Origin of the sequence: Psychrobacter sp. P11G5 (assembly GCF_001593305.1) — a bacterium.
Classification (GTDB): domain Bacteria; phylum Pseudomonadota; class Gammaproteobacteria; order Pseudomonadales; family Moraxellaceae; genus Psychrobacter.
The window spans coordinates 195,882-208,741 of sequence record NZ_CP012533.1 but is presented as its reverse complement, the minus strand read 5'-3'; the positions used below and the strand labels follow the sequence as shown (position 1 = coordinate 208,741).

Here is a 12,860-nt window from a genome sequence, read left to right as displayed (position 1 = left end):
TGCAGTATGACAAGCTTATAAAAGGATTAATTTATGGATACCGCCCTATTGTTATCCGGCGTGGTTGGGATCGGCATCGCCGCCCAATGGTTGGCTTGGTACTTAAAGCAACCGTCCATTTTGTTTTTGTTACTCATCGGCATTATTGTCGGTCCAGTATTGGGTTACTTCGACCCTGATTTGGTTTTAGGCGAGCTTATGTTCCCTATCATCTCTTTGGGTGTAGCAATTATTTTGTTTGAAGGCTCGTTGACCCTAGAGTTCGATGAAATCAAGCAGCATGGTACCGTAGTGCAGATGCTGGTGTCAGTCGGCGTACTGATTACCATTGCTATAGTGGCATTATCGACTTATCTGTTGTTCGATGTCGATCCTCTCATTGCGCTGCTATTTGGGGCGCTAGTCTGTGTGACTGGTCCGACGGTAATTATGCCGCTACTGCGTAGTGTGCGTCCGAATAAAACCATCTCTAATATCCTCAAATGGGAAGGTATCATCATCGATCCTATCGGCGCGATTGCGGTAGTATTGGTGTACGAGTACATTATCTCAGGTGGTGAGGCCAGCAGTATCTTGCTATTTGCCAAAATTGTTGTCTTAGCGACAGCACTCGGTATGGCGGGCGCGTGGGTATTAGCATTCTTAATGCGCCGTCATATGGTGCCTGAGTTCCTGCGTAACGTCTTCACCCTTGCCTTTGTTTTAGTGCTATTTTCGGTATCGAATCACTTAGAGCACGAATCTGGTCTCTTAACTGTTACGGTACTCGGCGTTGCGCTTGCGAACTGGCCAAAATTCCCACGCGATACGATTTTGGAATTTAACGAGTCGCTGACCGTTTTATTAATCTCTGTATTATTTATTATTCTTGCTGCTCGTGTAGAGCTAGCAAGCTTGATGAGTGTAGGTTTTGCAGGACTTGTATTACTTGCCATCGTTATGTTCATAGCGCGTCCACTATCCGTTTGGGCATCTTCCATTGGCTCTAATCTCAAAACCAATGAAAAGCTGATGATTAGTTGGATTGGCCCACGTGGTATCGTTGCCGCCGCCATCTCTTCCCTATTTGCTATTCGTTTGCAAGAGTATGATATTCAAGGTGTTGAGCTGTTAGTACCGCTAGTCTTTATGGTCATTATCGGTACGGTCATGATTCAAGGCTTGGGCGCAAAAATGGTCGGTAACTTATTGGGTGTGCGTGAGCCTGCCACCAATGGTATTTTGGTCGTTGGCTCCAATCCAATAGCATTATTAGTCGCGACTTCTCTGCGAGATCAAGGCTTCGATGTAATTGTTGCGCATAATAACTATACCAACATCGCGGGTGCTCGTATGAGCGGTCTGCGTACTTATTTCGGTAATCCAGTCTCAGATCACGCTGACCACCATCTCGACTTAATCGGTATCGGTCATCTATTTGCCATGAGTACAGATAAAGAGCTAAATACGCTATCAGAGATTCATTACCGTCATGAGTTTGGTGAGCAAAAGATATTTCGTCTTAAATTCAGTGACGAAAAAGTCAAAAATGAGCGTGATACTAAACAGGCAAACTTTCATTCCCAGTGGTTATTTGGCAAAGATGTCACTTATACCAAGCTTGCCAGCATGTTATCTAAAAAAGCGCGTATTAAGATTACCAACATTACCGACAGCTATACTTTTGAGCAATACAAAGCGGACAACAAGCAATACGTCCCACTATATACGCTTGATAAAGAAGGTAAGCTGAGCGTCATTACGGACAAGTTCGATGGTAATGTGCCACGGGATCGTAAGCTGGTCGCTTTGGTCGTCGATGATGATATACAGCCAAAGCCAGTAGATGTCACTCACAAGCAGGTACAAGCACGTGCCGTTGCTGATGCGCATTTTGAAGCCAACTCAAAAGCGCCTGAAAAGCGTAAAGAAAAAGAGTTGATTGAGGGTATAGATAATGAAGCTGAGCAAGACGGCGCAGCTGAAACGCAAACTAAAGCTGAATTAACTGAACAGAATCAAGATCAGAGTGAGAAATCGGATCAGCCAACTGTTGCACCAGCGGTAGAGTCGTTAACGGATTTGGATAAAGTTACTGCCAAAGAAAATCCTGCTAGCCTTGCATCTAATAGCCTAGAGACTGCTAAACTAGAGCCTACTCGTCCAAAGGCTAAAAGCGCTGAAGTTAAAAATTCTGATGCTAAAAATTCTGAAACTAAAAGCACAGAAGTTAAAAATCCTGAGGCTAAAAAGTCAGAGCATAAAGCATCCAGCTCAGTGGCGACGTTAAAAGCCAATGCCAATGGTAGTGGCAGCGCACCCAAAAACAAGAAAGGGTCGTTGGATCCAAACCGTCTACCTGACACGGATAAAAATACTGCTGATACTGACACCGTTAAAATAGAAGCTAATGACAGTTCAGATAAGCAGTAAAAGCCTCTTGCTTAAAGCTCACTTTATTTTAAAGCAATAGAAAAAACCCAGCTATCAAGCTGGGTTTTTTACATCTATTAGTTTGATAATTGCTTGTTAACAGATATTAATTGCCAACTATTAGAGCGTGTCGAACATTTGCCTATCACGTAGAATCATAGCATTGAGTCAGGGCGTTGAATAACAGCATCGTTAAACCATATTAAACTGAGACTCAACCTCTTCCCATATACGCGCACCAACTTCATCAACAGTACCTGAGGCATCAATACGATGAATACGCTCAGGATGTGCGGCAGCAAGCGCGGTAAACCCTGCATGCACTTGGGTAAAAAAATCCATCGCCTGCTGCTCAAAGCGATCAGCCACACTACGCTTACCTGCACGTGCCATGCCCTCCAACACTGGCAAATCAAGCCACAGCGTCAGCTCAGGCAAGCTTGGGATAAACTGCTCAATGAGCGCATCAATCTTTGCTAATACTGCCTTATCACCCTGCGCACGCCCAAAACCTTGATAAGCAATAGTAGAGTCCGTAAAACGATCGCATATCACCCAAGTACCGCGCTGCAAAGCGGGTAAAATCACTTGCTGCATATGATCGCAGCGAGCCGCAAACAATAGCAACAGCTCAGTGTCATCGTTTATGTTGGTTGCCGGGTCTAGCAAGATAGTACGCAGGCGCTCAGCGAACGGACTACCGCCAGGCTCACGTGTGCGCAGACAATCAATACCGGCCGCATCTAGACGCGTACATAGCTGCTCAATGGCAGTCGTTTTCCCCACGCCTTCGGTACCTTCAAAGCTAATAAAACGCCCTAATTTCTCTACAGTTTCTAAGTCAGACGCTACCTTATCAGTAGTCAGTTGAGACGATTGTGCGTTTATAGATGCTGACATGGTATTGCCTTGTATTTCAAATATCTTTGCTTACTGTGAAATTTCTTCTATGACTATAATTTTACATCAAAGGCTGATTGCTACCAACCTACTCCGGCGGCGTTTGTGATTTCTTTTCACGCATCACATTTAAGTAGTCTCTTACCGCTTGATTATGATCAGCTAAGCTATTGGTGAATTTATGACCACCGTTACCTGTCGCTACAAAATATAAGGCTTCGCTATCAGCAGGATGCAATGTGGCTTCGATAGAAGCAGCAGATGGCAGAGCGATAGGCGTTGGTGGCAAGCCATCAATTTGATAAGTGTTGTACGATGTTTTTTCGTCGATATCTTTGCGGCGAATATTGCCCTCATAGCGACTCCCCATACCATAAATAATGGTCGGATCCGTCTGCATGCGCATCCCTTGATTCAACCGATTGGTGAACACCGCAGCCACCAGCTCACGCTCTTCAGGCACACTGGTCTCTTTTTCGATAATGGAGGCCATAATCAGTGCTTCATAAGGCGTTTTATATGGCAAATCTGGTGCGCGGTTTTCCCAAGCGAGAGTCAGCGCTTGTTGTTGACGCTTATACAAATCAGTCAGCACCTGCTTATCACTCGCGCCTTCACCATAATAATAGGTATCAGGGGTGAACCAACCTTCAAGGTTGTAGCTTACGATAGGGTCATTACTGTTAGTCACCGCGTCAGGCAATATGCCAGCCAAATCCAATGCTTGTGCGATACTGGCATTGTCGCTATCAGCGGTCAGCACCTCCTTGGTAATACCAGGGTTGTCACGTAAGGTCTGATACAAATCGCCCGCTGTTTTGCCTTCGATGATTTGTACCTTTACCATCGCTACCTTTGCGCCTTGTTGCAAGATTTGCAATGCTTCTGCTATCGTCGGGTTTTCCGGCAATTGATAGATACCTGCATGCAGTGGCGCATCTATTTGCGACTTGATGTAAAACTTGGCAATACTGGCGGAAAACAGCGGAATTTGCTGTTGCCACTGTGGTAGCAAGCCGTAATAAGTGTCACCCTGCTCAATCGTAACCATCTGCTCAGGCTGATCGATACGACCAAATAACGTCTGATAAACCATCACCAATAAAAACGCGGCTATCAAGCCTAAGACTAATAAAATCTGATAGCCACGCTGCATAAAAAACGATTGATTGTCTTTTTTGTACTTGCGCGGGGAATTTTTACCATTGACAAGCGAAATATCTGTCGCAGGTACTTTATTATCTGGTTCAGAGTCTTGAGGTGTCTTAGCAGGATCGTTGATAGTGCCATCTTGCTTATCTGATGGAGTATCATTAGGACGTTCAGGAGGCGTTTCAGGTGTAGGCTTGCTCATGGCAACTCGCGAGGCAGATGTTTGCTAGAATTTAGCACTGAACCGTGTGATTTTCAATGTTATTTCATTGTTACTTATACTTTCAACTTTCTTTAACTTGAGTAAATATCCATTCTACCCAACTTTTGACAGTAAGGCATCTTCTGTAAAAAGTATCTGAATTCCTATTAAGATTCTCAACATTGCATGCTTCTACAGTATCTTGAACATCATCAATAGATAAGTTTCCTGTCTTCTTTAAATATAACTTTAGAACTTCAGCAAAAGGTTTACATGATAAAATAAGCTCTACAAATTTAATTTGCTTCTTGGTGAGTGGTAGCTGTATTACTTCTCTCCCAAGCTCAGTAAGACGGACAATACCTCTTTCTATTGATACAAGACCTAGATATCTTGCAGCATTCGCATAATAATCAGCTTGTCTTCGATCAAAGTCATAGATATCAGCTATTTCTTTCTTATGGAGCCCTCGCTCATCGTTCTCATGAACATCTTCTCCCGAATAGCTGGAACACGTTTTTGCAAGTTCTTCACATAGATTTACTACTTTATTAAAATCGTCTGCTTGAGGAAATGGAGCACCCTGACTATTGGGTTTGGGTAAATGCCCTTTTAGCAACTCCTTCAAATACTCTACAGTTAGCTCTTTGTTTATTATGGAATATCTTGAGGATTTTACTAGCTTGATAGATTTAGGATTAGAGAAATCCTCGAATAAATATTCTCTCGTATAAAAAATCCCATTTGAATACGTTAGATAAATGTTTCTAATTTTTTTATTTAATCCTTTATTGAGCCATGTTCTATACGGGTAATAAACCTGTCTAACTACAAAGTCTTTTGAAAGAACATTCTTGGCTTCTACAAGATATATACTATCGTGAGTCTCATATCCAGCATCAATTTCTATTTGTGAACCTCTTACTTCGAAATCAAAAGATCTATGTAGCTCATCAATTTGAAAATTGAAATCTCCTGAACCCATTCGACCACTTATTGTACTGTACAGCTCGTCTGCTTCTGTAAAGTCACTTAAAATCGAGCACAAATCTGCACAAAGTATAGCTGTTGACTCGCTAGTGATTAAATTTGGATTTATAGTTTCAATGAAATTCGGAAAATTTTGTTCTTGAATTTTATCCGTTCTTTTAGGAGTATCATAGTCTTCAAAATCATGGAATATATCAAACTTTCCAACCTTATAACTTCCTCTACTGATTGGCAAAATTGATAATTTATTATCTTTAAATATTCGAGGCAAATCTTTTCTAGAATCAAATTTGGTCATCAATCTAGACTGTCTTATATCGTTAATTCTTTCAGAGGTTATGATAAACTCACCTTCGGATTCTAACTTTTCTAACAGTCTATCTTTCTCGAAAATCTTCTCCCATGCGTCGTCATTCTTTGTATTACTCATAATTTCTTACCAAAATTTCTTTAACCTCACCTCGTTTACTTCCTACAGAATTGATACTTCTACTAGCTCCCACTTCAGTTATTTGAAAATCTTTATATAAATCTTTCATAAATGCAGTAGCAGAATTAGATAAAAGGAAATTAATTCCTTTTTTGTCCAGATTAATACAAGTGTCTCTAAGCCTTAATTGCTCATCATCACCAAAACCACCTTGAACATAACCTGTAAAGTTTGAACTCTTTGAGACAGGATCATAAGGCGGATCAAGATACACAAATGAACCTTTACGTGCTCCTCTCAAAGCGTCCTCAAAGTCTACACTACGTAGCTTTATATCATTTTCCTTAAGATAATGGCTTACCGCATGAAGTACTGTTTCATTGATTATATTAGGATTCTTGTAGCGTCCAAAAGGAGTATTGAACTCACCTGAACTATTAACCCTGTACAGCCCATTGAAGCAGGTTTTGTTAAGGTAGATGACACGTGATGCACGTTCCACTTTAGATAACTCATCAAACCCTTCTTGTCTATCTAAAGCCCTTATTTGATAAAAGTATTCAGAGTCATTTTTATGAATAGCTAAATGTTCAATTAGCTTATCAACATCATCTCTAATAGTTTCGTAAACGTTAATAAGTTCAGAGTTATAATCATTAATTACTGCCCTTTTCGGCTGCATGTGAAGAAATACTGCTCCTCCACCAACAAAAGGCTCGTAATAAGTAGAAATACGACTAGGTAGTAGCGGCTCAATTTCAGTTATAAGCTGCCTTTTTCCTCCAACCCACTTTAGGAAAGGCATTACTAACTTATTTTTCTTTGCCATTCTTAACCTCTTTCTCGAATGATTTATCATCAAATAAAGTAGATAAACTTACATTAAGACTATCTGCAAAAACTTTAATATTTACCAAAGCAGGGTTACGTTCACCACGCTCAACCATACCTATATAAGTACGATGGAAGCCTGTTCTCTCAGCTAATTGTTCTTGACTCAAATTATCTTTCTTTCGAAGCTGGCGTATTCTTTCACCAAAATCACATAGAATTTTTTCTTTCATAGAAGACACATATATTATGATTTTTTGTTTGACTCATGCTATATTTTGTATACAATAAGTCTACATACAATAAGTATCATTAAAGAGTGTCGGCTATGATAAGTATAGAAAATATTACAATCAATATTAATACTAACTCATCAGCACCTGATGACTCCCTAGATAAAGCGAATCATGTGATAGTTAGAGATGAATTAGTAAATCTGCTACGTATTATTAGTGAAGATCAAAGATTTGTTGGTCAAACTGTTGTTATTCCAGACGAATGTGGGCAGTATGGTTTTTCAGAAGGAGAATTCAATCTATCCAACCTCCTTTACTTTTTAGCCGATATGCTGGAATAGACATGGAAAGTCATTCGTTTTTTGAAAGTGATAATTTAGATTTTAACTTATTAAAGGGTGATTGTTTGACAGTTATTCCTCGGATAGATAAAGAAATAAATATGGTCTTCGCTGATCCACCTTACTTTCTATCCAATGATGGCTTGACTGTAAAGAATGGTAGGATTCAATCGGTAAATAAAGGTCAATGGGACAAGCTAATCAGTGATGATGACGCTAATGCTTTTACTTATGAATGGTTAGCAGCAGTGCGTGAAAAAATGGCTGACAATGCAACTATTTGGGTCAGCGGTACGCATCATAATATTTTTACTTTAGGTCGTATTTTACCGCAGCTCGGTTTTAAGATATTAAATGTCGTAACATGGGAAAAGACTAATCCACCGCCCAATTTTTCTTGTCGGTTTTTTACCCATTCGACTGAATTTGTAATTTGGGCACGCAAACATCCAAAAGTGCCACATCACTTTGATTATGATTTGATGAAAAGATTAAATGCCGATAAACAAATGAAAGACGTATGGCGACTACCTGCCGTTGCCAAATGGGAAAAGTCCTGCGGCAAGCACCCTACTCAAAAGCCATTAGCACTACTAGCACAAATTATCCTAGCGTCTACCAAAAAGGATGCCGTTATTCTCGATCCTTTTTGTGGATCTGCAACTACAGGTATCGCTAGCAATGTTTTAGGACGACAATTTATCGGAATTGATAAAGAACTAGAATATCTACAGCTTAGTCAAGCACGCTATGAAGAGCTGCAAGTAGAGGGTAAAAAAGACTTTTTTAAGCAGCATTTTTATCGGCTATTGAATAAGACAACTGATGAATAAATAGCTTACTAAAAACGAACTACCTTACCCGACAGCAAAGTCAGACTTGTCACTGGCATGACACCACGCAGGGCATTGCAAAAGAGTAAACCACGTAAATTTGGCAAATCATCATCATTTAACGCACGCATGATAACTGGCGTCTCAGTCTTAGCTAAAGCGTCAATAATGACTTGGCGCATCACCCCAGCGACACCTGATTGATTCAATGGCGGTGTAAACCACTGTCCGGCTAGCGAGTAGCTTGCATCATTATTTACATCGTTATTTGAATAAGAATTTTCACTAGTGGCAAAATTTTCTAGCGATTGCGCATTGTTTGCCAATTGCGAAGCTGACAGTTGATAAAAGACATTACTCATCGTGCCTTCCACCCAACTACCGCTCATATCACGCACCAATCCTTCACCAACGTCTAACCCTTTATCAAAGCTTAATTCTGCCTCAGATTCTAACAATGTAGCTTTTATAAGTTGTAACTCACCGCTAGCAAGCACACTATCAAGTCGGTTAAGGCTTTTGAGACCAGCTAGAGATGGCGGCAAGCAAGCAAGTTGTGCGGTTAAACATACAGCTGATGTCGGGGGTTGTATTAATATACTGCGCCCGTCTGGTAGATAGGTATGCTGAGCCGTATTAATAATCATAGCCGTTGCTTTACACCAGACTTCACAAGGGCTAGCAGCCACATTTGCGACAAAACCATAACCGCGCACAGTTTGTACAGCACGCGTGATGATAACTTTTATTACACCTTGCTGTAGCTGCTGAGCATGAGCTTGCAAAGTGGCCAGTAGCGAGTCGCTATCGACAGCTAGTTGTAATGCATGAGCATGAGAGACAAGTCTTTGGTAATGATAGTCTTGCCACAATATCAAGCCGTCAATGACACCTATGGTAGTAAAAAACCCATCTCCATAAGCCAATCCGCGATTGTCTGGCGTTAGCATAGTGCTATCTATAGTCGCGTCCAGTGCATGAGACTGCGGATGTAGACGCTGCCATTTAGATACATTGCTATTGAACTGATTGCTATTGGATTCAGCTGTCATATCTAGCTGGCGTCCGCTTGTTGCTCACCCGACTTATTTAGTACCAACATACAGCTATAAAACTCGCACTTACCCAGCTCTATTTTTTGACCGCCCGTGGTTTTATTTTTTATGATTTGACCACTGAGCATATCTGATAGAACCTTGCCGCCCTCATCACCCATAAGCTGGCGCGCGAGTTGATAAGACTTTTTGGCATGCGCTTTGCTGAGCTCTTTTTCTTTATCTGAGTCAGTAGGATTGGCATAATACCAACCAATCTCGAGGTATTTTTCCGAGTCAATCAAATCTAGATAAGGCGCATCCGTATCCATAAAGCGGTATTTGGTGGCAGGATTACTGGCATAGTCCAAGCTGTTTTCATCGGTAGAAACGACTTTACCAAACGTTGTTTTGATTTGATCGACTTCTTGTATGCTTACAGGCTGGACTTGTTTGCTACCCCATGACGAGACATTATACTTGACTGGACTGCCTTGCTGGGCTGTCGCACCATCTAAGTCCGCTTCTGGCGTAGGGCTTGCCTGTGCAGGTTTGGCTTGCTCGGTTGTATTGTCAGAGGCAACCTCAGAGTTGGTGTCTTTCGTTGAGCCATTACATGCGCTCAATGATACGCCAGCTGCCATCATTATACCGACCGCAAAGGTCTGTAGGCTGTTATTCCACATGGGCAATTTACTCACACTTTTTGGGTCTAAATTATATTAACAAGCTGCTAGAAATGCTGCTGCTAATAAAGAATGGTTGTTAACACGGTGCGTTATTAATAAAAAACTCATTATTAATATAATAGGCTATCGATATAATGAATGACGGCGATAAATAACCTGCATAACAAAGCACCATATATCTGCCATAATTCGTACATTAATCATGCAATAAATGCGCCATTTGTAGGCTTGCTCTTCGGTCATCGTCCTGACATCCAATGTCGTAATTTTAGTGCTGTCATGTAAACAGTGTACCCAACTGCCTTGCGCTTGACTAGCCTTTACGTTACGGATAACAATCCTAGAGGGTACAAATTTGTTAAAAATATTGTTATCCCCTATGATGAGTAAGTTTTGATTGTTTTTTCTATCTTTTGCCCCTTATTATTTCTTTGTTATCATGGATTCAATTTAAGAAGAGCACTGGGCTGCTAGGATGAATTTTACGAAGCCTCTGTCTGGCAAAGCGCACAGCAAGCGAGGAAAATTTATACCAGCAGTAAACGTACTTCTATTATTTTGAATTGACTATATAGCTAGTGGACAACCTATGACCCAGCACTTTATCGTTATTGGCAACCCTATTGCCCACAGTAAATCCCCAGAGATTCATCAAGTATTTGCGGCACAAGCTGGTATTGATATCAGCTACCAGCGCCAATATTGTCCTGATGATACTGCTAGCTTTGGCGCGGTGGTTGAAGCGTTTTTTAATGGTGGCGGTGTGGGCGCCAACGTGACAGTACCCTTTAAACAGCTCGCTTATGCATTATGCGAATCAAAGGGCGGGTTATCTGAACATGCGCGTGTCGCAGGCGCAGTCAATACGCTGCTGTTAAAAAGTGACGAATCACAAAAAGATCATTTGCAAAAAATTAATGCGCTATATGGTGATAATACTGATGGTCAAGGCTTGGTCAATCATATCATCAGCTTAGGCTGGCCGCTTGCGCAAGCACGTGTCGCTATCATTGGCGCAGGCGGTGCTGCACGCGGCGTGATATTGCCACTTATCCAAGCTGGTATTGGACAGCTGACTATCGCTAATCGTACCTTGAATAAAGCTGAAGTTTTAGTGGAAGAGCTTAGTGCAGCAAGCGATGCGATTAACAAGCATGCGATTGAAACTTGCGCGACGACTGAGCTGACTGGACAATTTGACCTAATTATTAATGCGACTTCTATCGGATTGTCAGATGACACTTTACCTATCGCTGATGATTTAAACTGCCATTATGCCTATGACATGATGTATGGACGCGCCCTGCCCTTTTTACAGCATTTCGCAGCGCGCGGTGCGCAAACTTCAGATGGCTACGGAATGCTAATCGGACAAGCTGCGTTAAGTTTTGAGCGTTGGACCGCTCATACTATTGATGTAGTGAAAGCGACTGAGATATTGAAGCAAGCATCAAAGTAGAAATGATGACGGTAATGATAGTAAATATAGATGATAAATATCAGTGATTCAATTTAAAAAAATCTGATACTGCTGGGTTAAATTTTTCGAAGCTTCAAAACTAGTTTAGAGTCTGTCTGCCTATCCGAGTTACAGCAAGAGCGAAAAATTTATACCAGCAGAATGCTATTATTGTGCCTAAGCAAAGCGTACTAATAGCCATTTCTCTATACGTCTTAGCGGTGCTCGTAGCTTTGCTGAATGTATTGCCAAACCTCCACTCAAACCCACCACGCAGCCCAACGCAGTATCGAACATCCGTGCACGAATGACTTCTTCAACACTCGCCTGCGCAAGCGAGGTAACACTGCCATACTCGGCGATAAATATCGTCAAGGGCGTGATAAGTATCACTGCTAGCCCATAATGACGATCGACCAGCGACTCAATACAAAGCATCATAAGAAATATTGCCAGCGCCACCTCCCACCTTGATAAGTTCCAAGACAGCATCCAACCAGCGACCGCCATTCCTACTAGCGTACCTAATAAACGATGGAGCTGTTTAATCCATATCGTACGCATCTGTATGCCTTGGATAATAATAAAACAGCTGACCGCTGCCCAATAGGGATAAGGCATATCCAGCACTACTGCTATCAGTAATGCCAAGCTGACAAAGCTTGCAACGATCATGCTGTCGCTAATCGTGTCTGGCTCATAACTATAGACGGGCACAGAAGTAGAGGCACGCGTTGCTAATAAAAATAGCGTATACAAAAGCGCCATAAACATCGAAAAACCACTACCCAACATCACAAGCCCTGTCGCTGACAGTATTTGCTCAGCTGATACAGGGATAAATAAGGCAATAGCACCTGCCATCATGACGAACAAGCCTGCGGGCGGTGGCTGACGATAATAACGCCCAAAGACGACAACCCCAAAAGCTATGAGCGCAAATACTGGCAGCTTGATCACTGGAATTTGCTGCGCAATCAGCCCAAGCGCAAAGCACAACGTCATTGCAAAGCTCCATGCCATCACCGTCACCAAACGATAAGGCAACGAGCCTGCGAAGGGCAGGTTTAATATAACCATTGCCCCTAACGAGGCCTTAATTCCTGCAGGTAGTACGCCAAAGTAAGCGCCCACAAAGACTGGAAAGCTAATGGAAATAGCGGCGATAATCGGCATGTGCCACGGGCGACGACTCTGATTGACAGACAACAGATGGTCAAGCTCCCCACGGATTAAGTGTTTGATATAAGCGAGCATTTGCTCAATCCTCTGTCTTAGCTATATAAAGACCTGATACGGTCATAAATTATTATTCTAAATCAATTACTTTACTTCAATCTGCTAGTTGTTA

12 protein-coding genes are annotated in these 12,860 nt (G+C 41.7%); 4 read left to right on the top strand and 8 right to left on the bottom strand.

Annotation, left to right across the window (positions count from 1 at the left end):
- Nucleotides 1–33: 33 nt before the first annotated feature.
- Nucleotides 34–2,412, top strand: coding sequence for a sodium:proton antiporter (locus AK825_RS00880; protein WP_068033898.1), 2,379 nt, complete (start codon nucleotides 34–36; stop codon nucleotides 2,410–2,412).
- Between the two features lie 192 nt (nucleotides 2,413–2,604).
- On the opposite strand, the gene tmk is transcribed toward AK825_RS00880, so the two are convergent.
- The 5 genes from tmk to AK825_RS00855 all read right to left on the bottom strand — a co-directional run bounded on the left by tmk (nucleotide 2,605) and on the right by AK825_RS00855 (nucleotide 7,150).
- Nucleotides 2,605–3,312, bottom strand: coding sequence for a dTMP kinase (gene tmk / locus AK825_RS00875; protein ID WP_068033890.1), 708 nt, complete (start codon nucleotides 3,310–3,312; stop codon nucleotides 2,605–2,607).
- A gap of 88 nt (nucleotides 3,313–3,400) precedes the next feature.
- Nucleotides 3,401–4,666, bottom strand: a complete 1,266-nt coding sequence (gene mltG / locus AK825_RS00870; protein WP_068033887.1) for an endolytic transglycosylase MltG — start codon at nucleotides 4,664–4,666, stop codon at nucleotides 3,401–3,403.
- Between the two features lie 82 nt (nucleotides 4,667–4,748).
- Nucleotides 4,749–6,086 (bottom strand): AAA-associated domain-containing protein, encoded by a 1,338-nt coding sequence (locus tag AK825_RS00865; RefSeq protein WP_068033885.1) that lies wholly within the window; start codon nucleotides 6,084–6,086, stop codon nucleotides 4,749–4,751.
- A complete protein-coding gene (locus tag AK825_RS00860; RefSeq protein WP_068033883.1) occupies nucleotides 6,079–6,915 on the bottom strand; it encodes a DNA adenine methylase in 837 nt (278 codons plus the stop codon). The genes AK825_RS00865 and AK825_RS00860 overlap by 8 nt, the downstream gene beginning before the upstream one ends.
- Nucleotides 6,899–7,150 (bottom strand): helix-turn-helix transcriptional regulator, encoded by a 252-nt coding sequence (locus tag AK825_RS00855; RefSeq protein ID WP_068033881.1) that lies wholly within the window; start codon nucleotides 7,148–7,150, stop codon nucleotides 6,899–6,901. The genes AK825_RS00860 and AK825_RS00855 overlap by 17 nt, the downstream gene beginning before the upstream one ends.
- 95 nt (nucleotides 7,151–7,245) lie before the next feature.
- Between AK825_RS00855 and AK825_RS00850 the strand changes: the two genes are divergently transcribed.
- The gene (locus AK825_RS00850) at nucleotides 7,246–7,494 is read left to right on the top strand and encodes a hypothetical protein (RefSeq protein ID WP_068033878.1); all 249 of its coding nucleotides are present in this window, start codon (nucleotides 7,246–7,248) and stop codon (nucleotides 7,492–7,494) included.
- A gap of 2 nt (nucleotides 7,495–7,496) precedes the next feature.
- Nucleotides 7,497–8,327, top strand: coding sequence for a site-specific DNA-methyltransferase (locus tag AK825_RS00845; RefSeq protein ID WP_068033876.1), 831 nt, complete (start codon nucleotides 7,497–7,499; stop codon nucleotides 8,325–8,327).
- Between the two features lie 8 nt (nucleotides 8,328–8,335).
- Here the strand turns inward: AK825_RS00845 and AK825_RS00840 are convergent, their stop codons facing one another.
- Together AK825_RS00840 and AK825_RS00835 are read right to left on the bottom strand one after the other, a co-directional pair.
- On the bottom strand, nucleotides 8,336–9,379 hold the full coding sequence (locus AK825_RS00840) for an aminotransferase class IV (protein ID WP_082787122.1): 1,044 nt from the start codon (nucleotides 9,377–9,379) through the stop codon (nucleotides 8,336–8,338).
- Nucleotides 9,380–9,381: 2 nt separating this feature from the next.
- Entirely contained in the window at nucleotides 9,382–10,062 is a 681-nt protein-coding gene (locus AK825_RS00835; RefSeq protein ID WP_227514091.1) for a hypothetical protein, read from the bottom strand.
- A 577-nt stretch (nucleotides 10,063–10,639) separates the two neighbouring features.
- Between AK825_RS00835 and aroE the strand changes: the two genes are divergently transcribed.
- A complete protein-coding gene (aroE, locus tag AK825_RS00830) occupies nucleotides 10,640–11,509 on the top strand; it encodes a shikimate dehydrogenase (RefSeq protein WP_068033868.1) in 870 nt (289 codons plus the stop codon).
- Between the two features lie 177 nt (nucleotides 11,510–11,686).
- On the opposite strand, the gene AK825_RS00825 is transcribed toward aroE, so the two are convergent.
- Nucleotides 11,687–12,766, bottom strand: a complete 1,080-nt coding sequence (locus AK825_RS00825) for an FUSC family protein (protein ID WP_068033857.1) — start codon at nucleotides 12,764–12,766, stop codon at nucleotides 11,687–11,689.
- Between the last annotated feature and the right edge of the window lie 94 nt (nucleotides 12,767–12,860).

What these genes read in the sequence shown, in the direction of transcription:
- AK825_RS00845 (WP_068033876.1), top strand. Translation starts at nt 7,497, where the DNA reads ATGGAAAGTCATTCGTTTTTTGAAAGTGATAATTTAGATTTTAACTTA.
- AK825_RS00825 (WP_068033857.1), bottom strand. Translation starts at nt 12,766, where the DNA reads ATGCTCGCTTATATCAAACACTTAATCCGTGGGGAGCTTGACCATCTG.
- aroE (WP_068033868.1), top strand. Translation starts at nt 10,640, where the DNA reads ATGACCCAGCACTTTATCGTTATTGGCAACCCTATTGCCCACAGTAAA.
- mltG (WP_068033887.1), bottom strand. Translation starts at nt 4,666, where the DNA reads ATGAGCAAGCCTACACCTGAAACGCCTCCTGAACGTCCTAATGATACT.
- AK825_RS00880 (WP_068033898.1), top strand. Translation starts at nt 34, where the DNA reads ATGGATACCGCCCTATTGTTATCCGGCGTGGTTGGGATCGGCATCGCC.
- AK825_RS00850 (WP_068033878.1), top strand. Translation starts at nt 7,246, where the DNA reads ATGATAAGTATAGAAAATATTACAATCAATATTAATACTAACTCATCA.
- AK825_RS00865 (WP_068033885.1), bottom strand. Translation starts at nt 6,086, where the DNA reads ATGAGTAATACAAAGAATGACGACGCATGGGAGAAGATTTTCGAGAAA.
- AK825_RS00840 (WP_082787122.1), bottom strand. Translation starts at nt 9,379, where the DNA reads ATGACAGCTGAATCCAATAGCAATCAGTTCAATAGCAATGTATCTAAA.
- tmk (WP_068033890.1), bottom strand. Translation starts at nt 3,312, where the DNA reads ATGTCAGCATCTATAAACGCACAATCGTCTCAACTGACTACTGATAAG.
- AK825_RS00860 (WP_068033883.1), bottom strand. Translation starts at nt 6,915, where the DNA reads ATGGCAAAGAAAAATAAGTTAGTAATGCCTTTCCTAAAGTGGGTTGGA.
- AK825_RS00855 (WP_068033881.1), bottom strand. Translation starts at nt 7,150, where the DNA reads ATGAAAGAAAAAATTCTATGTGATTTTGGTGAAAGAATACGCCAGCTT.